Annotated in this window: 21 protein-coding genes; 12 read left to right on the top strand and 9 right to left on the bottom strand. The window is 43.9% G+C overall.

The features are described 5' to 3' along the window. Positions 1-14 precede the first annotated feature (14 nt). Entirely contained in the window at positions 15-692 is a 678-nt protein-coding gene (locus tag V144x_RS05810) for a metal-dependent transcriptional regulator (RefSeq protein WP_232098888.1), read from the bottom strand. A 349-nt stretch (positions 693-1,041) separates the two neighbouring features. On the opposite strand from V144x_RS05810, the gene V144x_RS05805 reads away from it, so the two are divergent. Then, complete coding sequence (locus V144x_RS05805) at positions 1,042-2,835, top strand: hypothetical protein (protein ID WP_144982738.1); 1,794 nt, start codon at positions 1,042-1,044, stop codon at positions 2,833-2,835. Beyond that, positions 2,832-3,854, top strand: a complete 1,023-nt coding sequence (locus tag V144x_RS05800; RefSeq protein WP_144982735.1) for a disk-shape morphogenesis protein volactin — start codon at positions 2,832-2,834, stop codon at positions 3,852-3,854. Before V144x_RS05805 ends, V144x_RS05800 begins: the two co-directional genes overlap by 4 nt. Here the strand turns inward: V144x_RS05800 and V144x_RS05795 are convergent. Beyond that, a complete protein-coding gene (locus V144x_RS05795) occupies positions 3,851-5,035 on the bottom strand; it encodes a DUF1570 domain-containing protein (protein WP_144982732.1) in 1,185 nt (394 codons plus the stop codon). The genes V144x_RS05800 and V144x_RS05795 overlap by 4 nt on opposite strands. A 272-nt stretch (positions 5,036-5,307) precedes the next feature. Here V144x_RS05795 and V144x_RS05790 point away from each other — a divergent pair, with 272 nt between their 5' ends. Continuing rightward, complete coding sequence (locus V144x_RS05790) at positions 5,308-6,669, top strand: hypothetical protein (RefSeq protein WP_144982729.1); 1,362 nt, start codon at positions 5,308-5,310, stop codon at positions 6,667-6,669. A gap of 41 nt (positions 6,670-6,710) precedes the next feature. Here the strand turns inward: V144x_RS05790 and V144x_RS05785 are convergent, their stop codons facing one another. From V144x_RS05785 to V144x_RS28295, 3 genes are all read right to left on the bottom strand, one after another. Beyond that, positions 6,711-7,181 (bottom strand): SufE family protein, encoded by a 471-nt coding sequence (locus V144x_RS05785; RefSeq protein WP_232102728.1) that lies wholly within the window; start codon positions 7,179-7,181, stop codon positions 6,711-6,713. Beyond that, on the bottom strand, positions 7,181-8,239 hold the full coding sequence (locus tag V144x_RS05780; protein ID WP_232102727.1) for an Mrp/NBP35 family ATP-binding protein: 1,059 nt from the start codon (positions 8,237-8,239) through the stop codon (positions 7,181-7,183). The genes V144x_RS05785 and V144x_RS05780 overlap by 1 nt, the downstream gene beginning before the upstream one ends. A 1,073-nt stretch (positions 8,240-9,312) precedes the next feature. Then, positions 9,313-9,762 carry a hypothetical protein gene (locus V144x_RS28295; protein WP_197998775.1) on the bottom strand — a complete coding sequence of 150 codons (450 nt, stop codon included), beginning with the start codon at positions 9,760-9,762 and terminating at the stop codon, positions 9,313-9,315. 380 nt (positions 9,763-10,142) lie between these two features. Here V144x_RS28295 and V144x_RS05770 point away from each other — a divergent pair, with 380 nt between their 5' ends. Both V144x_RS05770 and V144x_RS05765 read left to right on the top strand, forming a co-directional pair. Continuing rightward, a complete protein-coding gene (locus V144x_RS05770) occupies positions 10,143-10,478 on the top strand; it encodes a hypothetical protein (protein WP_144982720.1) in 336 nt (111 codons plus the stop codon). A 210-nt stretch (positions 10,479-10,688) separates the two neighbouring features. Continuing rightward, a complete protein-coding gene (locus V144x_RS05765; RefSeq protein ID WP_144982717.1) occupies positions 10,689-10,973 on the top strand; it encodes a DUF427 domain-containing protein in 285 nt (94 codons plus the stop codon). A 25-nt stretch (positions 10,974-10,998) separates the two neighbouring features. Here V144x_RS05765 and V144x_RS05760 read toward each other — a convergent pair whose 3' ends face one another. Continuing rightward, the gene (locus V144x_RS05760; RefSeq protein WP_144982691.1) at positions 10,999-12,276 is read right to left on the bottom strand and encodes a YkgJ family cysteine cluster protein; all 1,278 of its coding nucleotides are present in this window, start codon (positions 12,274-12,276) and stop codon (positions 10,999-11,001) included. A gap of 366 nt (positions 12,277-12,642) precedes the next feature. On the opposite strand from V144x_RS05760, the gene V144x_RS05755 reads away from it, so the two are divergent. From V144x_RS05755 to V144x_RS05745, 3 genes are all read left to right on the top strand, one after another. After that, positions 12,643-13,989: a hypothetical protein gene (locus V144x_RS05755; protein WP_144982688.1), complete on the top strand. Its 1,347-nt coding sequence runs from the start codon at positions 12,643-12,645 to the stop codon at positions 13,987-13,989. A gap of 455 nt (positions 13,990-14,444) precedes the next feature. Next, positions 14,445-14,906: a hypothetical protein gene (locus V144x_RS05750; protein ID WP_144982685.1), complete on the top strand. Its 462-nt coding sequence runs from the start codon at positions 14,445-14,447 to the stop codon at positions 14,904-14,906. Between the two features lie 270 nt (positions 14,907-15,176). Continuing rightward, entirely contained in the window at positions 15,177-16,412 is a 1,236-nt protein-coding gene (locus V144x_RS05745; protein ID WP_144982682.1) for an aminotransferase class V-fold PLP-dependent enzyme, read from the top strand. Between the two features lie 86 nt (positions 16,413-16,498). Here the strand turns inward: V144x_RS05745 and V144x_RS05740 are convergent, their stop codons facing one another. Beyond that, entirely contained in the window at positions 16,499-16,696 is a 198-nt protein-coding gene (locus tag V144x_RS05740; protein ID WP_144982679.1) for a cold-shock protein, read from the bottom strand. Between the two features lie 691 nt (positions 16,697-17,387). Between V144x_RS05740 and V144x_RS05735 the strand changes: the two genes are divergently transcribed. The 4 genes from V144x_RS05735 (at position 17,388) to V144x_RS05720 (ending at position 22,558) form a co-directional block, all read left to right on the top strand. Beyond that, complete coding sequence (locus V144x_RS05735; RefSeq protein ID WP_144982676.1) at positions 17,388-18,686, top strand: hypothetical protein; 1,299 nt, start codon at positions 17,388-17,390, stop codon at positions 18,684-18,686. A gap of 67 nt (positions 18,687-18,753) precedes the next feature. Next, a complete protein-coding gene (locus V144x_RS05730) occupies positions 18,754-19,935 on the top strand; it encodes a leucine-rich repeat domain-containing protein (RefSeq protein WP_144982674.1) in 1,182 nt (393 codons plus the stop codon). A 74-nt stretch (positions 19,936-20,009) separates the two neighbouring features. After that, the gene (locus tag V144x_RS05725) at positions 20,010-21,152 is read left to right on the top strand and encodes a leucine-rich repeat domain-containing protein (protein WP_144982671.1); all 1,143 of its coding nucleotides are present in this window, start codon (positions 20,010-20,012) and stop codon (positions 21,150-21,152) included. 125 nt (positions 21,153-21,277) lie between these two features. Next, positions 21,278-22,558, top strand: coding sequence for an MFS transporter (locus V144x_RS05720; protein ID WP_144982668.1), 1,281 nt, complete (start codon positions 21,278-21,280; stop codon positions 22,556-22,558). Positions 22,559-22,594: 36 nt separating this feature from the next. On the opposite strand, the gene V144x_RS05715 is transcribed toward V144x_RS05720, so the two are convergent. Together V144x_RS05715 and V144x_RS05710 are read right to left on the bottom strand one after the other, a co-directional pair. Further along, positions 22,595-24,292: a LamG-like jellyroll fold domain-containing protein gene (locus V144x_RS05715; protein WP_144982665.1), complete on the bottom strand. Its 1,698-nt coding sequence runs from the start codon at positions 24,290-24,292 to the stop codon at positions 22,595-22,597. After that, a complete protein-coding gene (locus V144x_RS05710) occupies positions 24,292-24,828 on the bottom strand; it encodes a sigma-70 family RNA polymerase sigma factor (protein WP_144982662.1) in 537 nt (178 codons plus the stop codon). Before V144x_RS05710 ends, V144x_RS05715 begins: the two co-directional genes overlap by 1 nt. Positions 24,829-24,878 lie beyond the last annotated feature (50 nt).

Raw genomic sequence — 24,878 nt, 5'->3', positions numbered from 1 at the left:
TATATGAGGCATAATTAGTTATTCACAGGCACGACTCGAACATTCTCGGCAACATGCACACCCATTGAAATGACTTGACCATTCCATTCCGAGACAACAATTCCAGCTTCCACATTTTTTTCAGTGACGCTGCCTTGAGAACCAATGGTTAAGCCTGATCGGGATAGAAACCGCAAAAATTCTGTTTCTTGATCAGTCACCTGAACGATTTTGATCGGGATTCCGATTTGGCAATCAGATAAATTCGTCAGGTTGGGATAAGCACGCCGCATCTGCCCATCAATGGATGGAATCGGATCACCGTGTGGATCGGTCTCGGGAAATTCAAGATACTCATCAATACGATCTACAAGAAAATCACTGACGGCATGCTCCATATTCTCTGCTTCAGAATGAACCTGATCCCAGGAAAGTTTAAGTGTCTGAGCAAGGAACAGTTCTATTAACCGATGTCGTCGAAGCACACGGATCGCCATCTGTTTGCCGCTCTCCGTTAAACAGGCTCCCTCATAAGGACGATACTCAACGTGATCAGAATGCTTCAAGGTTTTAAGCATACTAGTCACCGTTCCGGGGGCCACATCCATATATTTGGCTAACTCACCGGTACTGATCCATTCTGAGTTTGATTGGAGGCTAATCTGTAATATTGCCTTCAAATAATTCTCAACGGTTAAACTAGTGACATTCACAAAATCATCCTGCCTCATCAAACTATAAACCCTTTTATAATAGGGGCTTATTTGATTATGAAATGCATAATTACGATTTAAAAACGCACATGCGCTTCATTTATGTCTTTATCCTATCAACATCACAAATCACTTGGAATAAATACCCCCGCTCTATTCTGATGATAATTTCAAGCCTTTTATAGATAAATACTTACCACTTTTTCGTGGGCTCTCTCTGAATCATAGGTTTTCCCTGAATTCCGATACTTTGGGTGATGCTTGAACTCAGATTATGCCGATTTTACTGATTATACGGACTCTCCTCGATGCCCTTCTACCTTTGTCAAATTGCCATAAGGAAGGCTAGATGTTCTGCTGGCGCGTATTTTGTTTTATGTTTTCGATCATGATCCTCTGTTCTGGATCATTGAGTGTCATTAATGCGCAAACTGAATTCCATGAAATCGACGGACAACCACAGAAGCAGACCGCGGTGATTGGACTACTAGGTGAATTTGCACATTGTGCTGCATATGAAGTTGCCGACCAAGACCTGCAATTGAATAAAGTGATCTCCAGAGCAGGCGGATTGACCGCAAAATCATCGGGTATCATTCGTATTATTCGCGGTGGACGCATCAGCCAGAATCTCTTTTACTCAGCAGATCAAGAGTTTCCACTGATGAATGGTGATGTGCTGCTTGCTATGAAATCATCTGCCAGAGTGATTGATGATGTCTCAAACCAACAGTGGAACTACAATCAAAGAAATCAACAACAAGGATCACCTGAACTGATTCAAGTTGCCATAATCAACTTATTAAACCGTCCGATCGTATTTGGTCTGCAACCAGAAATAGCTGATCTAGCTAGCATCTTGCGCTGTTTGAATCAACCGATAGAAAAGTACCCACAAATCGCGCGAACCATTAAAGTGATTCCACCTCATCGGGGCAGACACAAAGCTGCTTTCACAACAAATAAGCTGACAACCAAACTGGATACAGGCACGGTACTCGTTTTGAATGCCAAACAGAGCCTCGATCTCTCGTTGGTACCCAAATCCCTACCAGCCCCTTTACAGTTACACGCAGAAGAATTTAATGTTCTCGCATCTCCAGCAGAGATGAATGCTCCTGTATCATTGCCTTTGGAGACATCTCGTTTTCAACAAGTGCCCCCCGTGAAGAAAGACATTCAGGAAACGTTTCAAGGAGTAGCTCATCCAGAAAATATCCCGGGTGCTACAGAAGAACCTCGTCTTGATTTAGAAGATAAGCAGCTCCAACTCAATGGTCCCCTACTACAACAAACAACTGCGAATCTGGACTTGGATACCAAACCGAAAGTTACGCACGTTGAAAACAGGGGCCAAGAGCCAAAAGATCAATCAAACCAACAGGACAAAGAACTCACTGCCACCCCTACTGTTCCTGAAATGCATTTAAAGGCGGCACCCGCTCCTCCTGCCGAAGCAATCCAGGTTCTATCGGAGAATGATTTAATCAAACTTGAAGAGGCAGAATCGAAGGCTGGCTCTTCGTTCTGGTCTCATTGGAGCGTATATCTCTTACTGACATTTGCTGGTGTTATGGGCTGGAGATTCTACCATAAAAAAACCAAAGCAAAACGTGATACACTAAAAGATGGTCAGCAGCAAACAACAATGTCCCCTGAGTCAGAAGTAGCTCTCGTTGCAAATTGGGAATCACTACCTCCATTACCGGAAAAATCTCTTCTGGAACAAATCCTGGAAAATAACATCCCCGTCATTGAAGAAACACCTCAGATTCCGACCGACAACTTTATTTATGGACGTCACCAAACCAGATCCGCACGTATCGATCAACGAGAAATACTCAAAGGCCCTCATTTCAACAAACAAACAGACCGTGGATCAAAGATCCCAGTGAACGCTGAAGCAACAAATGCGGTCTCAGCAAAACCGCGTTCAGAGCGAGCAGAAAAAACATTGAAAACACCTGCGTTTCGATTTGACAGGCCTCATCCGGAAGCTTCAAAATCTCCTGAAGAAAATAGGGATTCTAAAAAGAGTTCTCGTTCAGTCACTTCGAATCATCAGCCATCTGAAAAAGCAAACGATACATCCGGGATACTCGATCGAGTGTTACAGGCAATGCAGGGAGTGATCCAAAAATGAGCACTTCATTGCATATTGGCTCAAACAGCCTCAGAACATTACAAAACGATTCCAACCAAAAATTAACGAGCCGATCGATTGATACCGCATATACCATCATGGAAGATACGAAAGAAAACCGTTTCTTTCTACGAAAACTCACAACCCCTTTTCTTTGTTGTGAAGACAGTTTGATTATTCCAGGAGAGAGAGCGTGCCAAATTGCACGATTTTCGAATTTGCCTTTATATCCTCTTTTTTCGAAAGGAGAGTTGGTTTTAAACGACCCTGTCCACCGACAGTTACTCTCAACCTTGATCCAATCAATCCTTCCCAAATCAAAAAAAACTGGTGAGTATTGTTCCTTCATGACGCCAGGGACTGATGCGACTTCATCTTTAAATAAGCTGGTCTCTCAATTGATTACATTACAAGGTTATACTCCGTTAGCAACGAGTATTTCATTAGCGGCAGGCTTATCCGCGTTTCCTGCCATTTCGCGATTGTCAGGATATGCAGTCTACCTCGGCCACTCTCACTCAGAAATTGGCTTAATTCATCAAAGCCGAATGGTGATCCAGCATTCGGCTCCCTATGGGAGTGAATGGATGGATGAGCAACTGGCTAATTCCTTAAAACTGTTTACCACAAATTCAGAAGGTCAGCAGGTTCCAGATACAGAGAAAGCCAAACTGAAACGACGCAACCCGGGAATTAATATCAGCCCTTTTCTTACTAATCACTCCGTGATCGCCAGCTGGTATGAGTCACTACTCGACAGCCTGTTAGATCATTTCGTCTTACAAATGGAAGCAATGCAACACTATCTTACCACGCTTGAGAAACTTCCCATCGTCTATCTGGGTGAGTTATCTCACATTGAAGGGTTCGGAGAATTCCTGGTACACAATCTATCTAACAGACAAGTTCGATTTGATTCTCAACAGGTAACTCATGTTCAAGACGAACAACTTTCGATCGCCCGTGGTGCATTGGTTGTATCTGCGATGGAACAGGATTTAGTAAGACCGGCTGCTTAATTCTGCTTAATTAGATCTTGAGCTAACTGATCCATGAATTTCAGATAGTCGACTTCCAGAGCTTGAAGATTCGTTTTAAATACGTTTTTGAAATCTTTCTCTCTGGCTTCAGGTGTGTATTTTTTCAGTGGATCACGTTGTGAGATCTGCTTCAGGTAACGTGCATACCGAGCAGGTCGTGTTTCCACCAGATAAAAGGTCAATGCCCATGCTTCTGCGTAAGCGTCAAATGTCGCTGAATGAAATAAAGCGTCTTCTCGAATGAATGATCGAAGTGAATCTTTTTTACGACGTTTTTGTGCATAATTTGTAAACCACAAAAGTCGATCTCGATTCACGCGCGAGATCGATTTGGCACGACCACCCGTATGAGACCGCAGTTCATCTGACTCAAATGTCGTCGCTAAACCTTCCACAACCCAGCGGGGATTATCACCAACCCGTGAGTGCAAGCCTGTATTAAATGCGACTTGATGCGTGGCTTCGTGGATAATTGTATCTCGTAACGCTTCCGTAATATTTTTACCATTATTCGAAACTCGCGAATAAATTGATTCGTTTTCATCTTGATGCTCTTGAAGGCCGGCAGATTTTGATGCAGTCCTTCGATCGAAGAGAGCAGTCCGATTCGTGTGTGGATGGTAATACCCCAGCAGACCTTGCCCAGTTCTGACATGGTCCTTCTTGCAATATTTGAAAAACTGATCCTGATCTGGAAAAATTACCGTCACCATCAAAAACTCAGGAGTTTTTACCTGATATCCACGCAAGGCAAAATAATGTGAAAACGATTGATACAATTCTTCAAATATCCCACCATAGGCTTTCGCCTTTCCTCTTGGTGCACAAATCAGATAATGTCGAGTTGAGATGACTTCAAAAAAGGGGCCAAACTCTTCCTGTAACCGTAGCTTCATTTTATTTAACGGTAGTCTTTGAAATTCAGAAGAGACTCGTCGGAACGAAGTGACATCCTTTAATGCAACCTCAGATAACTTGCCGGTCTGATCGACCATCCAACTGATATCATGATTATGGGCAATTGATTTCCCAATGAATGTATCGTTTTTGGTTTTCATCTCGATAAGAGAAGGGGGCTTAGCCAGCGCAGTTACGCCTGAAAAGAAAAAGAGGCTCGCTCCCAGAAAACAGAGTGGAATGATACGAAAGCAGGTTAACATCCAGAAGACCTTTAGTAGAAAACAGATTTGTGAGTTCTCTCTAATGATAAGTGTAATACCCGTTTTAGAAGGGGATTCGATAAAACAATATCTGCATCAAATCAGAGCGTTAAGAAGCAAGTATTGAAATAGCAGTATCAATTATAATGAATACACTAATTGTATTACCTGATCTTCCTGGTGTTTTCATGGCATACGAATCGGCTACAATATTATAGTGCTTCTTCAGGGAGCTTAATTCAAATCTATCTACTTGAGATGGAAACCTTCTTGTGTGGCGTACCTGGCTTCATTTTGGAATTCCTTTTTTTTATCTGACATGTTTTTGGATGATGGCGGAATCAAACGCTTTTGACCAGAAACCAGAAATAACAAAAAAAGCTCAGATGAAGCAGCAGATTGCTAAACTCATCAAAAAGCTGGATTCGAATCAGCGTGTTGTTCGACAACAAGCTGAAATAGAGTTAGTCTCGTTGGGAAAACCTGTTCTGTCTTTACTGCCCCCACCAGAACTCGTCTCGAGTAATTCTGTTCGAGACACCCTCCAACGCATACGAAAGCAGATTGAAAAGCGGGTCGCAAAAGATTCCATTAAGGCCTCAACTGTTAATTTGAGAGGCAAACACTCGCTTCATATGATTTTCATAAAAATCACTGAGCAAACCGGGAACCTGCTTGATACGGCGAATTTATCGAAGGCTCTATTAAAAGCTAAGATCGACGTCAATTTTGTCGACCGTCCCTTCTGGAAAGCCATTGATGATCTCTCTCGAAAACGACACCTGGCTTATCAAATTAATAGTTCGAATGGACATTTGGAATTCAATCAGATTCGCCAGAATCAGCAGAACCCATTAGCAGAAACCACTTATGTCTGCTACAGCGGACCTTTTCGGATTGAGATCGAAAAGTTTCTCAGACGACCTCTCGTAGGCAGCAAAAGCCGAGAACTCTTACGGACCACATTTTTGATTCAGGTTGAACCACGTTTAAGACCTTTATTTCTGAGTTACTCATCTAGTGAATTAGAGGCAAAAGGGAACAAGACACACAAGCTTCTCCCTTTTAATCCCTACGCGAAATATGAGCTTCCTCTGGGAGAAGGGGGTAAGAATTTAAAATTTTCGATGCAATGGATCTTGGATCGCAATCAACTTCCAAAGACCATTGAGTTTCAGGGACGGCTAAAAATGGAACTGGCGGCTGAAACTCTACCAATTACCTTTGATCATCTTTCGCGATCAAAGGGAGCACTTCGCCGACGGGGAAATATTTCAGTCGAATTGATTGATGCAGAGAAAATGAAACATGATTTCAAACAGAATCTGAATATTCGCATAGCTTTGAGCTATGACTATAGTGGCCCTGCTTTCGAATCACATCGAACATGGATTTACCACAATCGAGCATTTCTACAGAACCCGCAAGGTAAAAAGTATTGGTTGAACGGATCATCTCAAACCACTTTGGAAAGCACGGGAAAGATTAGCGTGCTCTATCAATTTACTGATTTACCGCAAGCAGAGACAAGTTACCAATTCACTTATCTGGCTCCAACCCTGATTACTTCAGCTCCCATTGATTTCCACTTTGAAGCGATCCCACTTCCAGGAAAGAACGTTGTCGATGATTAATCACAGACCACGTACTGAATTCCTGACGAGATAGTAGATTATTAAGTTTGACCAGACAGCGTTTTTGCTTCCTGCTGAACTCGCTCAACCATCCCAAATAAACCATTTTTTCTTTGAGAGCTAAGATATTTATCTAGCTGTAACTCAGAAAAATACTGTTCCACATCGATGTTCAGGACTTCTTCCGGTGTTTTACTATTATAAATTGCAAGTAGAACAGCTATTAATCCTTTGACAATTAATGCATCGCTGTCCGCATTAATCTCCAGGACCTTTTGGTCTCCGACCTGTTTTAGATCTGTGGTAAGCCAGACCATACTCTGACATCCATGCACACGGTTCGCCTCCGTTTTTTCTGAATCGGGCATGGCAGGAAGTTCAAATCCCAGATCGATCAGAAAATCGCAACGCTCTTCCCAATCGGCGAGATGCTTAAATTCTTCTAATAGTTCTTCAATGCTAATCATTTTAGTTGTCGAATTATGTGCTGTTGAATTTGGTTTTAGAGGCACTAGAGAATTTCCAAAGGCGGTCGAGTGGGATTCGCGATCAGATTGCGGGCAATTTCAATAGCCACGTTTTCTGCAACCTTGAGTAAATGAATTTGTGCTTCCGAGCCCTCTTCTACTAATTGAGAAATGTTTCCCGAATCAGATTTGATGCGGATTTCCGCATTCATGGGAATCTCTCCCAAGAAGGGGATTTCTAATTCTTCGCCTTTCGCCTGGGCACCCCCCTGTCCAAATACCTCACCAGACATGTTCTCGATGATTCCCAAGACAGGAATTTTTACCTGACGAAACATTTGCACTGCTTTTACTGCATCCAACAAAGCCACTTGTTGAGGAGAGCAGACAATCACTGCACCTGCCAATTCAAGTAATTGAGACAATGTTAACGAGACATCACCTGTTCCAGGAGGCATATCAATAATAAGATAGTCGAGTTCTCCCCATTCTGTATCCTGCAGAAATTGTGTGATCGCTTTATGCAACATTGGCCCCCGCCAGATGACAGCTTGATCGGGCTCGACAAAAAATGCCATCGACATCACCTTCAAACCGTTTGCCTCAACCGGAACGATACGAGTCATTGTCTGGCCATCTTTTCCTTGAAACTCCTGCGCCACTGGCTTTTCGCTTGTGCCCACCAGATGTGGGATACTGGGGCCATAAACATCAGCATCAACCAAGCCAACACGAGCACCAAATTGCTTGAGGCTATAAGCCAAACTCGCTGCCACTGTGCTTTTGCCAACGCCTCCTTTGCCAGCCCCCACGGCAATAATATTTTTCACATTAAGTCCCAGCCGACCCCCCGACTGTTTCCCTTTAATATTAGTAGTATATTCCACGTTTACATCTTGACATTCGGGGAACTGTTTTTGAATCGCACTTTGAATCTGCTCGGATAACTCAGACTGTAAAGGGTAAGAAGGAACAGGCAATTCAATCAGCACATGAACCTGACCGGAATCGCCAACCGTTGTTTCTTTCAGAAATCCTGAAGAAGATAAAGGTTTCTCAAATACTGGATCCATAAGATCATTCAGACAACTTTGTATATTCATTTCATTTATTTCAGAATTACTCATCAGTTTGATGTTCTTTCCAATAACGACATTATTGATTTGTGTTTCAAGAAATCTCAGTTCATTCTATAGAATCTGAACAAGTAAGATAAATGACCTGCACTATCTGCAGCGTGAGTATCGATTCATGAAAGTGCAGTGTTCGTGATTATGACTTCGATCTTGATGTTGTTGCTCCCAAATGCCATCGACAAATTTTTGCAATTCTTTCCGGCTCCAAACTGCCTATTTGCAAATGAAAGACTCCCAGCTCTCGGAGGGCCCATTCCAGATTTTGGAGAGGTTCTTCCGAGAAAATGATGACAGGAAACGAGACTCTTGCTGACAGCCACTTTTGTAAAAACTGCAAACAAATTTGCTTACTAATACTCAGATTAATAACTACGATTAGATCTGCCTGGATTTCCTGAAGACATTGCTGAAACAAATTAGACTCAGAGGAAAACCCACGAATGCTCCAATCTGACTCCTCTTCAAATTGCCATTGAAGCTCAGAACTAACGTGTGTCCGCTCTTCAAGAACAAACACTTTTCTCATAGATGTCCATTCAAATTAAACATACGATCACATAAAAAGCTGCCTGTTTAATACACATTGCGTGACTTTATCTCAATCCTATACATACCCCGCTTGAATACAACTCATTCAAGGGCTCAGGAAGGACTCCTGAGTCGGATTTTCTATGATTTCCAGATTTGAGGTGAAGGTAGTCATTTCTAAGGAATCTAAAATATACAAACAGACACAGTTATTTCTGCCAGAAAATGAAGTGATAGTTCTCTCAGGTGAGCGGACACATTCGAAGGGACCTCATAATCGATACAAATGACGTTTCAGGACCCACTTTCGGGGAAGACACGACAATTTTATGTTTATTCAAGGACCATTTGGCAATTATGGCCGAAAAGATATTCAGGTTTACCTTTTTAATTACGTGAGGCTATGGACTCTCAGGTTGATCGGGAAACCTCACCTGAATCAACCATGACAGAGTACCTCACGACCGTCCACGAAGCGAATCCTTGGAGATTGCCTAAATGAAATTGTTAAGTTATGTTGCCGCCGTTGCGGTTGTTTGTTGTGCTGGCGTATCTGCTGAAGCTGCTAGCTTCCTTGGTAAAGGATGCTGTGCTCCTGCTCCTACATGCTGTGCCCCAGCTCCTAAAACTTGTTGCGCTCCTGCTCCTAAGTGCTGTGCTCCAGCTCCCAAAACTTGCTGTGCCCCAGCTCCTAAGACTTGCTGTGCTCCAGCTCCTAAGACCTGCTGCAACACATGTGATAACTCATGCTGTGGTCGTAAAAAACTGTTCAGAGGAAACTTCATGAACCGTTGCAAAGACCGTTGCGGAAAGATGTTCAACCGTTGCAAAGATCGTTGCCGTAAAGTAAGAATTCGTTGCTGCAACCACAAGTCCCGAAGCTGCTGTGCTCCAGCTCCTACTTGCTGTGCACCAGCTCCAAAGCCAACTTGCTGTGCTCCAGCTCCAAAGTCTTGCTGCAACTAATTCGAATTTGAGGAACTTCTGCAATCCCAAGACTACACTAAACGGGATTGGCCAATCAGGTCCGAAAGGCAGCTTCCAGTATCGTGAACGTCAAGTCCGAGGGAATCTTTCCCTCGGACGGACTTCACAACACGAAAGTTTCTTTGAAGCTTTGAATTGAACATCAGGAAGTCCTTATTTTTGAGAATTTAAGCTTAGCAGCTATTAAAATTTAAAATGATGTCTCTCTTTTAGGGAAACATCATTTTTTTATGCGCAGACAAGATAAGAGGTTTCTTTTAAAAGCGGATTCCTTCCATTCATTGGAAAAACGTTTTAGACTCATAAATAGAAAGTAGTAATAGCCGAACAAAACCACCCCTGTGAACATGATTCTATGAAAATTGACGACTTACTCAAACGATTTCAATGGGAACAAATCCCTAACACGAATGGTCGTTTTACTCTCAGCCGGCAAGAGACACCGCTCTCGGTAGAAGCGCTTCTCGGTTCAGAAGAGGTGGAAATTAAGCAATACCCATCTGCCGATCCTCAGGAAATGATTCATATTGTCGAACTCGAAGATGGTGGCTTGATCTCCTATGAGCGAAAAGATGCCACATTTATCCACACTTTAAATTCTCAAAATATGTTCAAGAGGAAACAGTGGGAGTTAGGCATCATCTCTTTCAGCCCACGACAAATTCCAGACGATGATCAACAAGATCCGTAAGACGGATATCAGGACAGACAATTCATCACTCAATACCGCTATCAGAATTGAAATTCATTTTATTTTTTTAAAGAGCAGCCTTATTTTTAAAAAAAATCGATAGCTTTCAAATAAAACTTGGCTACTATAGTCTTGGGCAACCTCGTTAAACATCTATTCTCAAGTGATTTATTAGTATCATTATTTGAATATAATAATGAGGAGTTCAGTGTGCCCAAAGCGATTTGGAATGAGGCTGTTTTAGTTGAATCTGATGATGTCATTACTATAGATGGGGATGTCTATTTCCCGTTAGAATCTGTAAATAGTAATTTTCTAAAGAAGAGTTCGTCCACTTCTACAAGTCCGTATAAAGGTAAAGCCTTTTTCTACGACGTGATTGTTAACGACAAGATGAATCGCGATGCTGCCTGGTACTACTTAGAGCCTGAGCAAGAGTACGAACAACTTAAAAACCGGATTGCCTTCTGGAAAGGTATCGAGCTTCAGCAATAACTCCATACCGAATTCAAACTCTTAATTACAGTCCATACCAGGTGATCAACTTCTTGATATCCTGAGAACGAGATAGATTTCGTACTCGGCTACGGAAATGAGGCATACCAAATACAGGCGAATAACCATGGTGATGGTCCGCAATCGCCATTGCTTCATTCACATCTTCTACCTGTAAAGTTGACCTGCCTTCACTGACGGCAATCCAACGCGCGATCCACATAATCGCCGGGAACATCAGTGCCAAATGGTAAAATCCTTCGACAAAAGGAATGTCATAATAAGCCGCTCCCAAAAAATGGAGTCCCTGAATTTTCACCCGGTAATAGCGGGCAAATAATTTTTCAGACTCTGGTGGCAATGCCCCGAACGATCCCTCCAATTGTGAGAAAGGCACGGCTACAAATCGATCTTGTAAACAGGGAATAGTACCTTTTCCTAAAGTGAATTTCAGGGCTGAGCGAAATAACGATAAACGTCTTCTTACTAACCCCCGGGAAGCTTCTGCATAGGTATCTTTCCTTGCGTATTGTGCCGCCAGTAAGCGAAATTGAATTCCTCCCAATCTGCTAATCGCAGTTCTGCTTAATTCCAGATCCCCCGGATACTCCTGTACGATCGCCTGACTGATCAACGAAAGAAACTCATCCAGTCGTTCTCCTCGAATTGTCTCAAACCGTGATTGCTCTATTAGCTCCACCCAGGCAAGTGCACGCAACAGGTTGATTAAAAATCGCGTATCCGATGACTGGAACAACTGGTTTAATGAACCAACAACTTTTAATGTGTCCGGCCACCCGAGAGATTCTTTCGCGGTGAGGCGAGGAGGCGGTGGTGTTTTTCGACGTTTGGGGAGAACCTGATCTACAATTTTTCGAATCTCGGAGGATTGTTGATCAACCCGCTTACCAAGATTGGAGACCACAGAAGGACAACTGAATCGTAAACTAACGGCGATATCATTACCTGCCGGATGAAAAGCGTAGGGATACACCTGACATGCCAATGGTTTCGCCGGCTCGCCAAACTTGGCGTGGATGCGGCATAAGCCCTTTTCGTCAAGAAAAATGCAGGAACCATCCTCTTGATGAGCCAGTCGATAGCGATTACTGACAGGTGAAAGCCCTATCTTCACAAAGACAGGCTGGCCTGTGGGAATCGACTCATCCTGATCCCAACGCTGTTTTTCAATCCGCTCTTTTTCTTCTGTTGTGATTTCGATCTCATGTTGCCTGCAACAACCAGCACAACTGTGGCAGTTCCAGTTTTGGATCGTAGGGAGTTTTAATTGAGGGGCTGGCATACAAATTCTTAATGTAAACACTTTTCTTTGGAAATAAGGCTCACACTTATTGTAAAGATTACAAAAACGAAACGCAAAGTCACTGTTCTAGCGAACTTTCTGGTCAAGATTTCTCAGGGAGGGGAGAGAATCCCATTTTCGGTATAGACACATATTGAAGATTCTCTAAAATCCCGCACGCTTACTGAAACAAGACTGTTTTTGTATTCGTCTCCCCGCAGAGACATATTCACATCAATCCCCGCTGTATGTGAAGCAAAAATGTTCGAACCACACGTTTCAGTTAGCACCTGTCCCTGGATTTTTCCCTTTCTGTAGATCACCAATCTCTTCCGGGAAATCACTTGGAACTTTAAGGACCCTATCATGTCTGTACGATTTCTATTCAATATCAGCTGGTGCGCTCTGTTGGGCTGCACGATTTCCGGGTGTTACTCTTACCATCAGTATCCTTACGGTGGTACCTATCCCGGCCCTTACGGATCACCAGGGCCTTATGAGATGGGTCCTGGAACAGTCACGCCAGGTAGTATTCCACCTGGAAACTATCCTGTGCAGCCCGATCTTGGTCAGCCAGTACCTCCACCTCAAGGCTCATCTATACCTTCAGGTTCGGATAATAATGGAGGCGCTTTCCCCAGCAACACAAATTACGACGGCGTTGATACTCAATGGAAACAACCAATCAATAGTACTCCGAGCGCAGGAACCAATAGCCAGCCTCCCTTTGGTGCAAATCCAACAGCGTCTGGAAATAACTCAAACCCTAGTAGAGGATTAAATAGCAAAGGAACAGTTCCCAGCTACGAAGACCCCAATCAGAATTTTGGCAACCCTCTCACTCCCGATAATGAATTCCCCGCAAATAACAATAATACATTTCCAAACAACGCCGATAATCAATTCGAAAGTAATCAGAATCCTCAACCAATTGGTACGGATTCAACACAAATGAAGGATCAATTCGCTCCCAGTGAAAATGATCAATTCAAACAAAATGACAACTCAGGGTTTAGCGTTCCACAACCTGTGCAACAGCAAAGTTTCGAAAGCAGCAGTGATGCTTTTAATGAAAACCCCACCGAATTTAAAGCGAATCCCAACGACAGTTTCAATAGTATCCCCAACGATAGTTTTAATTCGAATCCGAATGATAGTTTTGAAGCGAATCCCCAAAACAGCAGTCCTAATTTCGGAGCGCCCATCAACAGTTTTCCAGAAAACAATGATGATGCTGCCTTTGGTCCCAACAGCAGTTCACTGATGAAGCCCTCTTCAAACAAAGTCAGCCATGCAAATCACCAAACTCCCGCATCTGGACCTCAACTCGTAAAATCAGATCCGTTTCTGACTCCTGCGAAATTCCAATCGGCTTCTTTTAAGTCACCAGCTAAGAACTCCCACGTACAAACTTCAGCCGCCAAATCTCCTTCTCCATTCAATTATGACAAACAAAACTATCGCTGGTTACGAGGTATTGTGGAATATGATGAACAGGAAAAAAGCTGGAACATCACTTATAACGCGACCCCCGATCGCACAGATAAATTTGGTGGAAATATTGTACTTGTCGATGAGCAGGGAAAATTAAACCGCTTTACGAATGGAGATGTTGTGCTTCTCGATGGTCACATTGATGGCTCTCAACAAGACAAAATGGGAAAACCATGCTACCGAATTTCCAAAGCACAGAGATTGATTCCCAAAAAATAAAGAACTATGCCAATCATCTTTTGTCGTTATCAATCTAAACACAACTGTCATTGACAAACTCACGACTTGAAATTCCGTTGTATTTAATCCCTGAAAAACAGGGATTTTTTTATTGCTTGACACGGCCGTCCCTCCCCTTAAACTGCGCAATCTGCGTCGCGCGCGTGGAACTTTATTTTCCCGCTGAACAGTTCCGTACCTGTTGTTTTAAACGTCATAAAATCGACTGTTTTTCGACGCTCAGAATCTGAACACGGCGAATGCGTTTCCAATGAATCGTATTGATTCGTGATATTTTCAAACGCGATCGACCACATATGAAGTCGCTTCATTATCCGCTCGTGCAGCTTCAGCATTGCTTCACACAACAAACACCGCTTGACCCCCTCGCGCCGTTTCACATCATGGGCACTGTTAGAAAAACAGATCCTCCATAAATACAGGAAATCGAATTCATGACTGAACCTACCCAAAAACCAAAGCGGAACATCTCGAAAGAACAACAGATTCAACTCGTTCGTCTGATCAAGAAAATGCTGGGGATGGCAAAATATACGTCTGAAATTAAAAAAGCGGTACAACAAAAATACGGTCTTTCGACGCGATCAGTGCAACGATATATCACACGGGCACGCCGCGAAATGGTCAAACATACAAAATTTTCTATCGAAGACCATGTGGCAGAAGCCTACTATTTTTATCGAGGTATTCTGACTGATGAAAACTCCACTCAGCGCGATCGTCTTCGCGCACGTGAACGCATTGATAAATTACTGGGACTGGATAGTCCCACACGAACGCACAAAAAAGAACTTCACCTCGATCTGACACCAGCACAAATACAAGCGATGTCTGATGAAGAACTCGAAAAAACGTATCAACTTTTATGTAATGAAGCATCAACCGATTCTAGATGATAGAATCTGATTGCTGTAGCTGAAAGTTGAGCAGTATCCAGGAACACTCTCAGCTCGCTCAGTTCAAGTACGTTTAGAAGCTTCAACAAGATTAGACGACCTGAACTTTGTGTCGCTGTTTCGTGTCATCAGGTTATCCAACCGGATTCATATTAAACTGAGTTTAGTGGAGCAGACTGCTTTTCCGGGGAACCCTTTTCATTATGAGGTTTCGTGCTAAAATTCAAATAGCATATTAATTTCGTACTCTAAAGACTGAAACAACAAATCATGGTTGCCAATATCACTTCAATTCGGCACGATTTTCCGATTCTCAATAAAAAACTTCCCAACGGGCAGCATCTCGTTTATCTGGATAGTGGTGCTTCGGCACAGCGCCCTCAGGTTGTCATTGATAAAATATCCGAAATTTATGAGCACTATTACTCCAACGTGCACCGTGGCGTGCATCAACTGGGAGATCGGGTTACTACAGAAATGGAAGCTGCTCGCGCTCGCGTCCAAACATTTATCGGCGCGAGTTATCCGGAAGAGATTATTTTTACTTCCGGCACAACCATGTCCATCAACCTGGTCGCCCAGACTTGGGGACGTCATCACTTAAATGCAGGTGATGAAATTATTCTAAACGAAATGGAGCATCACGCAAACTTCGTTCCCTGGCAGGCCATAGCCAAAGAACGTGACGCCACTTTAAAGTTCATTCAACTCACACCAGACGGACGGCTTGACCAGGAACATTATCACTCACTGCTTTCTTCTAAAACCAAAATGGTCGCCGTCACTGGTATGTCAAACATGTTGGGAACCATAAACCCGGTGGAAGAAATGGCACAGCGCGCCCATGAAGTTGGTGCATTGATTTTCGTCGACGGCGCCCAAAGTGTTCTGCACCAACCTGTGAATGTCGTTGAGAGTGAAATCGATTTCCTTGCCTTTTCTGGACACAAATTGTTCGGCCCTTCGGGGATCGGCGTGTTATATGGACGCAAGGCGCTTCTGGAAACATTACCTCCCTTCCTGTTCGGTGGAAATATGATCTCCGAAGTTCACTGCGATCATTCCAACTGGGCCAACATCCCTGCTCGTTTTGAAGCGGGTACGCCTCCCATTGCTGAAGCCATCGCTCTAGGAACTGCCATCGATTATGTCTCGCAACTCGGATTCGACACGATCCAGGAACAGGAGTATCTTCTCAGTCAGTATGCGCTACAAAAACTACAGGAAGTACCTGGCCTACAAATTTATGGTCCTCAGGAAATGGAAATGAGAGGCGCCATTTTCAGTTTCAATATTGAAGGTGCTCATCCGGAAGATCTGGCCACACTGTTAGACCGCAAAGGGATCGCTGTCCGGCACGGTCATCATTGCACGATGCCATTACATCAATGGTTGAACATCACAGCCAGCGTTCGCGCCAGTCTGACATTTTATAATACGACCGAAGAAATCGATGTGCTGATCGATGCGCTCGAATTTGCCAGAAAACGGCTTCGACTTGCTTGAACGATTTATGAACTGTCGCTGATAAAGCCAATAAAAAAAGCCGACGAGGTTTCGTCGGCTTTTTGTCTCTTGTACGGGCTGAGAGCTTAGATAGGTTTTACGTTCTCTGCTCTTGGACCTTTTTCTCCACGTCCTTCTGTGAAAGAAACACGTTGACCTTCATAGAGTTGCTCGAATGTGATTCCTTCGAGGTTTGAAGAGTGGAAGAACAAGTCTCCGCTACCTTCAGTGTCGATAAATCCGAAGCCTTTTTGTGTCACTTTCTTGATCGTACCTTCTGCCATCTTAATTCCGATTCCTAAAAAATAAATGTGTCTCTGCGGAATCCCCCGATAAAACTGATTTCAGGCTACTCAACCACAGAAGGATCATTCTAACGGGCGGCATCAATAAAACAAGCAGGTTCAGTAAATTGGTACGACAGAACACACACAATAAGGTACTCAAAACACCATTAAGCCTATTTTAAGAGCAAACTCAGCCGCAAAAAACTTTGGATGAAAATTCTGTTTTTCTCTGGCTTTTAAGAATAATCACAATCTTGTTAGTGACGAACACCTGTTTTCAGGGAACTGATCGACTCTGAAAAAAATTGCTGGAAAATAAAGAATCTTAAAATTCACACAAAAATAGTGTCATTACAAATCAATTTTGACCTAAATGTTTCGGATCGCATTTTTTCAGCAATTTTCATTTCCTCGAATCATGCCCCTCACTTAGGACAGACTTGTGAACCATGTGTCCGATCTCTCAATTCACCATCTACAACAAATCCCATGTTAAAAGTGAAGAAAGAAATGATGCCATTGAATAACCTTAATTTGAATTTGCAACGACGATGAATTAAAGCGGCGTGAGAAATACCGTAATTTGTCAAACAACCACTTGACTATTGTACCTTAGCAGACGAGGATTATAATTGTTTTCCATTGATGTTGGGCACATCTCCGATTCTATCCCAGAAAGCGTCTCGTTATGCAGGTTTCTCGCGCGGTTCCCAATTCCATTTTTCGAGTTGCCTCTATTCTATTTATGCTTCTGATTTTTCAGCCCTCAGAAGCAACAGCGCAGAAACGTTCTACCCGGCTCAATGCCAAACCGGCAAATACTGTGGAAGCGGCTGCTATGGAGTTTGCGCTCACTGCGGAACAAGTGAATGAACTGGTTGGAAAAAAGGCGGACGTACTGACAACGACAGGGAAATTAGAACAGAACGTCGAAATCACACGTTTCTTTACCGGACGAAATAAAGGGCACGTCAAATCGATTGAATTCAAGGCTGAGAACGCCAAAAGAGGCAAACGCTTCTTCGCAACCAAACTGGTTGAGATGACAGTCGATGATAAAAAATACCAGTTTCAATACATCCCCTCTATCAAAGCCGCCTTGATCGAAAATCTGGATCAGAAAAAGGCCGCGATTACAGAAAAGCTCCGGTTATCCAATGAACAATTCTGGGAAGAGATCCCGGAAGAAGAGCAAAACGAACATGTGGAGGAATACAAAACGTTTCTCACTAAAGTTGGAGAACATTTCAGTGCGTTAAACATGAAATTCTACGAAACCAAGTATTTTCTGTTTTTTACAGATATGCCTGCCAAGCAGGTGGCTCCGTACCTGATTCAACTCGACAAGATGAACGAATTATTGGGACGGTCGTTTGGTTTCAAACCCGGTTATAATATCTGGCGAGGCAAAGCGGTCATCGTCGCCTTTATGGCAAAGCCAGCGTTTCTGGAATTTGAGAAAAAGTTTTACAATCGCATTGAAACAGGCAACGCAATAGGACTCTGTCATTCTCACAGCAATGGAAAAGTGATTGTCTCCTGCTATCGCGGCGATGATCCAAATTTCTTTGGTGCCGTGCTCGTCCATGAAACCGCGCATGGGTATATGCACCGCTATCGCACCACAGTCAGTATTCCTACCTGGATTAATGAGGGAATTGCTGACTGGATTGCAATGACTGTTGTCCCTTCGTCGAAAGAAGTAAAGTACCGACAAACAGAAGCGGCCGCCCGATTGAGACAGATGCAAACGTTCGGCGGTCAATTTTTCAATTCGGACCGACTGGATAGCTGGCAATATGGATGCGCTAGTGCCCTCATTCAACTCATGCTCAAAGCCAGCCCGGAACAATTCAAACTATTTTTCAATGGAATCAAAGACGGCTTAACCTGGCAGGACAGTTTACTAAGAGCCTACGGAATCACAGTCGAACAACTCAGTCAGGTTTATGGACAATCCATCGGGATCCCCCGACTGACGCCATAAAGTTCGTATAAAAGAGTGAGATAGACACCCATGAAGAACTTATGATCTGCTGATAAGAATCGTACCTATGATATTGAGCCTCTTATTTGCTGGAATCAAAGAGATCGAAAAACCATCACGGTATTGGTTCAACCTCCGCAAGCTGTTTGTGGTCCTTTCACTGGCGGCTGTGTTTATTTTGATTCCTTTTGTAATGGAACAATGGCGTTCGCGGAATCTGGTAAAAACCATTCGCAGCCATGGTGGGCAAGTTCAGTTTGGTCACGGCAATTGCATTTATGGTATTTGTTCGATTCCGCACCCGAAATTAGCAGAATTTACAGGGGCAATCGGTTCGATCTCCATTGCGAATTCAGAAGACTACCCAGTGAACGATGCGTTTATCGACTCCCTGGGCAAGCAACCACATTTATATGGTCTTACTTTGGGGAATAAAGAAAACCCAACGCAACTTACAGACCGTGGACTGGCGGCACTGACAAAATACCCACTCATACAACTTGGAGTCACGGGAGGTTCAATCACAGATGCCGGCTGCAATGTACTGGGGAATCTAACCACTCTCAAAACACTGATGCTTCATGACTTAAGTTTCACAGGAGAACAATTTGACTGCGCTCCTAAATTGAAGAACTTAAATTTTCTTTATCTTTCCGATGTGAAAATCACCGATTCAGGAATGGAGAATCTTGCTTCCCTCCCTGGCTTAAGCTATTTCGATATTGATAATACTCAGTTCGAACGTGACGCTTTACGGCATTTATCGAAATTAAAAAAACTGTCCTCTTTAAGGCTCAGAAACTCTAAAATCGAACCCGATACCCTTAAACATTTAGCGGGACTGAAAACATTAAATTATCTGACACTCAAGGGTAAATGGGTCAATGACGAGCATGTACGACAGTTAGCAAATCTAACACAACTCAAGGTGCTGTCGCTGAATAGCACACAAGTGGCCGATCAAGGCTTGATCCCTCTATTGAATATGAAAAGCTTGGATTCACTGTCTCTAACAAACTCACATATTACGGACGAAGGTTTAAGACACTTAACGCGTCTTGAAAGTTTGTCACGTCTTGGTCTCTCATACACTCAAATTTCTGATCAGTCAAAAGAATTTTTATTGAAAATCCCAAAGCTTGTAGAAGTGAGTGTCTATAACACAAAGTTGTCGGCGGCCACCATTCAATCTCTGCGTGATTCAGGGATCAATGTCTTTACTGAGAAAACACCAGACATTTCAGATTGAGAGTATTACAACGGCTATTTTTCGGTGAAAATGTATCCATGTATAACAATCGCATATTTGATGGAATCCGCAAGTTGAAACACTCATCCTCCTCCTGGTTCAAACTCCGCAATGCGTTAGTCCTACTTGTACTGGCAGTTGTGATCTACTTCGCCCCGCTTGTTTTCCAGCGTGGACGCTTGATAGTCTTAGCTGAAACGATTCGCAGCCATGGGGGGGAGGTTTATTTTGCCAATCCCTTGTGTGCCAAAGGATATTGCCTGAAATTGCCTTTAAAACTAAATGATACAGTAGGCGCCATTTATTATATCTCATATCAGAGTTCAGAAGACTATCCGATCAACGACGAGTTCATTGATTCTCTGGGTAATCAGCCGCATTTACGCCACCTTTATCTGGGAAGTGAGAAACAACCGAGTACCATCACAGACCACGGTCTCGCTAAGCTGTCCAAATACCCTCTTGAGATACTCAGTATTGCCGGTGGATCTTTCACTGATTCAGGACTCAATGTACTGGAAAAAATACCAACCCTGAAGTGCCTCATACTCCGTGATTTGGATTTCTCGGGAGATCAGTTTCAGTGTGCCCCAACATTGAAGAACTTAAAATCCCTGCATTTTTCCGATTTAAGTATTACTGATACAGGTCTGGCGAATCTTGCTTCCCTTCCCAATTTGGACTATTTGGATCTCAATAAAGCAGTCATCGACGGTGATGGTTTGCGTCATTTGTCCAAATCAAAAAATCTAGTTTGTGTCAACATTGACAATTCGGTAATCAAAGCCGATTCTCTCAACCATCTAATCGAAGTGAAGTCACTGCGTTATCTAAGTTTGAAAGGTAAAGCTACTAAAGATGAACATGTGCGGCAAGTCTCTAACGTGAATCAACTCACATTTCTGATGCTGAATGATTCAGAAGTCACAGATCAGGGATTGATCCCACTCACCAACATAAAAAATTTGCACCACCTTTTTCTGACAAATACTCACATCACTGACGCAGGAATTAAAAACCTGATTCACTCCCCAAGTTTGACGAAATTGGAACTATCAAACACGCTGATCACCGATCAGGTGAAAGAAAGTCTGTTACATATCCCAAAACTGAGCAAAGTTAATGTCAGTGGCACAAAACTATCCTCCGTCACGATCCAATCATTACGCGATTCGGGTATCGAAGTCATGACGAGCAAACCCGGATATCTTCATTAACCGAAGCCCAATTAGATAATTCAGTTCTTTATAACACCGCCATTCCCAATCAATTGCATTTCCTCTAAACTTATCTCACATTACTAACCTCGTAAATCCATCACATCATCCAGAAAGCATCATCAATGGCAGGCACCACACAAGTCGGTGGTAAGAATATTCGTGTTGTGGCAGCAGGATTCATTGGCAATATTCTGGAGTGGTACGATTTCGCCGTCTATGGTTTTTTTGCCCCTACGATTGGTAAACTTTTCTTCCCTTCAGACGATCCCAGCACTTCGCTGATCGCTTCTTTTGGAGCCTTTGCGGCAGGCTTTCTGATGCGGCCTGTGGGAGCAGTTCTGTTTGGTCATATTGGCGATCGTATCGGACGCAAAAAAGCCCTCACCATCTCGGTGATCATGATGGCCGTACCAACATTGCTGGTGGGTATCTTACCGACACATGCACAGATTGGTGTATATGCGGCGGTGCTCATGGTCTTATTGCGCATGGTGCAGGGCGTCTCGGTCGGGGGTGAATATACGAGTTCGTTTGTGTTTCTCGTTGAACATGCGCCTCCAGAACGTCGCGCTTTTTTTGGCTCCTGGAGTATGATCGGAGCCACCTGTGGCATTCTGCTTGGTTCTGCAGTCGGTGCTTTGGTCAACAGCCTGACAACCGACGAACAATTGCTCAACTGGGGTTGGCGCCTGCCTTTTCTGGCGGGCGTGCTGGTTGCCTTCGTAGGTTACTTCATCCGACATGGTATTCCGGAAGAACCGGTCACAAAAGAACCAACAGAAAAAACAAAGATCTCGCCGATCAGGGAGGCATTGACCTATCATCGGAAAGAACTACTCCAGGCTGCCGGACTCAATCTGATGATCGCCGTCACGTTTTACACGGTCTTCATTTATCTGGCTTCCTGGTTGGAAGAAGAAGTCGGCGAGCCCCGCGGGGAAGCACTTGACATCAATACCATCAGTATGGCCGTCCTGTCAATCGCGCTGCCCTTTGCGGCCATGCTGGCTGATAAATTTGGCCGCAAACCGTTTTTACTGATCGGAGCAGGGGGTGTGGCTCTCTTTTCTCCTCCCCTGATCAATCTCATGCACCATCACAATTTTACGATGATCCTCACCGGACAAATCTGTTTTGCCCTGCTACTCGCCTGTTTTGGGGGCGCACTACCGGCCACACTCACAGAACTCTTCAAGCGGGGCGTGCGAGTGAGCGCAGCCAGCGTCAGCTATAATTTGACTTTTGCGATTTTCGGGGGAACCGCTCCGGTAGTCGCGGCCTGGCTGGTCAAGGAGACCGGTAATCCCGTCTCATTTTCATGGTATCTTTCTGCTATGGCCGTCGTATCATTTCTCATCTGTCTCACGATCAGGGAAACTCACGGAACATCGCTGGATGAGTGATTAAATAAGGCAAATCAACTGAAGACAATTCCCGTTTCAGAAAATTGGCTCTCCGGTCTCCGCGGCGAATTTCATTTTTTCGCCTTTATTGAGTAGAACGTTGCCACCTTCCTTTTCCTGCATGACGAAATTATTTAGCTGGCCGTCAAAATAATCTTTTCCCTGCTGCACGCGGGCATAATGTTGTGCGACTGTCGCCGCGTCCAATGCAAAACCATAAAAGGCAACTTCATCAATGACACCATTGAAGGGTTCTCTGCCGACCAGCGATTCAAAATTTCCTGAAATCAGATTCCCGATCACGGCCGGTGTGCGACCACCGCTGATAATCATCGTCCCTACAGGAAAGCGATGGCTCATGCAAAGTTTTCCATCGACGTAAATAGCTTTGATTCCTGTCCAACCGTTATAGGTTGCTACGATGTGATGCGGTTTTCCATCTCGGATTTCCTCTAAAGACGGACGTCCCTCTTTTCCATCCAGGGGCATATCGAGCTCGTTATAACCCATGCCTGAAAGAAAGAGTCCAAACGACAGACACGGACCGCGTTCCACATCTGGAATTTGTGTCTGAGACGCGCCATCATCATTCTGAAAGCTGAGCAGAATACGATAGTTGCCATCTTCTTTACGGAATATCTCATCGTAGTCAAAGGGATATTTAGTTTGAGGCTCATTGGGTGTTTGCCACTCTGAAATCACTAACGCTTCTAACGTGACACCAGTCGAAGCAGAATAATCACCCGTTCCAACTTCTATTCCACCACCGTTTCCTAAGAGCAGGCTTGCATCAGGTTTATTGTTAAACCGAACTGCTCCCTCGCCAATCAATCCGGGAATGCGCTTCGCATTTCTCCCGATACGGATTGCATTCCCGGAAATTGTATCTGTGAGTGGGCTCTCCTCCAGTTGATCGAAATTCCAGTAAAAGCGTGGCAGACGACGACGCGGCTTCACTTTGACTTGACCATCCAGCACATGCACAAAAGTCTCAGACGCTTCATTGACGGTCACCTCATATTCGGTTCCCAAATCGATGACCTCGACACTTGGAGTTTCCAAGGTAAAGGGAGATTGAGGGTCGGTCAGGTGCGCGGAAAGCGTCCCTGAAAACAAGGTTCCATGATTTTTGCGTTCCATTCCAAACAGGGCAGGACTCACCAGAGAGATGTCAGCCCCTCCTGAAAACGCAAATGCCACGTTCCCAGAAGTTAATTTGACAGTTCCCGGCTGAAAGTGTTTTGTTATTGCGGGATGCTTTCCTAACAACTCCCAAGTGGCTTGCACCGTCTCTGACAATGTAGCGACCTCTTCAGGGGGAGTCGTATTTTCGTCGAAGTAATATTGGGAAGTCTTATCTACAACTTGAGGTGGAACATCAGCTTGCTCATCCTTTGAAAAAAATAAGAAAAAACCGATCGAAAACAAACAAACTAAAATACAGAGTGTTTGCGTGAACCACAGGTGTAACGGTTTTGGGGGAGTTGTACGGGATGTATCGCGGGGAAGAATTGATTTTTCAATCGCCTCAACAGAAAGTAGTTCTCCTGAAGTCGCAACGCCTGTCAGACTGACATGCAGGAAAACATAATCGAGATATTCCCGGCGACACTCCGAATGATCCGTCAGTAAGCGTTCCAACGTTTCCATCTCGGATTCGGTGATGGTTCCCGAACATTGCGCATCGGCCAGTTCTAATATCTGCTCAGACAGAGTTTGTTTTGGTTCAGTCATTACGATATCTCACTGGAAAGACGACGATTCACACAATCAAATAATGCTTTCCGAATTTTTTTGATCGTTTTATAAATGGCATGCGAGGAACATTTCCAACGGTCTGCCACCGTGGCCGCGGTTTCCTGATTTCCGTAGTAGGCATCAATGAGTTCACGTTCACGGGAGGTTAATTTTTGTAGACACTGAGTTAGTGCCAATTGACGCTGGCTTAAATCTTCCACCATCGACGAAACATCTTCCGCCAACTCGGTTACCAGACTGTCGCTGAAGACCAGTCGCTTGTTCTGATACTTCCGGCGATACTTCCTGACCTGGTTAAATGCGATCCCATTGGCCCAGTTTAAAAAACTACGATCGTGGTCATACTGAGGAAACTCTTTCCACAGAATCACACAGGTCTCCTGAAAAATGTCTTCCGCAGCCGTGACATCCAATACCAGCGCCAGGATATAGCCATAAACCTTGCGGTCATCCCGTGAAAACAGACGGAAGAATTCTTCGCTCATGACCGGATTATTCAGAGGCTCACTCATGTCGAAGATAAGTCTAGCAGGAATAAGGCGTTGGAGGAAATCAAAGTGCG

The sequence above is a fragment of the Gimesia aquarii genome (assembly GCF_007748195.1).
Classification (GTDB): Bacteria; Planctomycetota; Planctomycetia; order Planctomycetales; family Planctomycetaceae; genus Gimesia; species Gimesia aquarii.
This window is presented reverse-complemented; position numbering and strand designations above follow the sequence as displayed.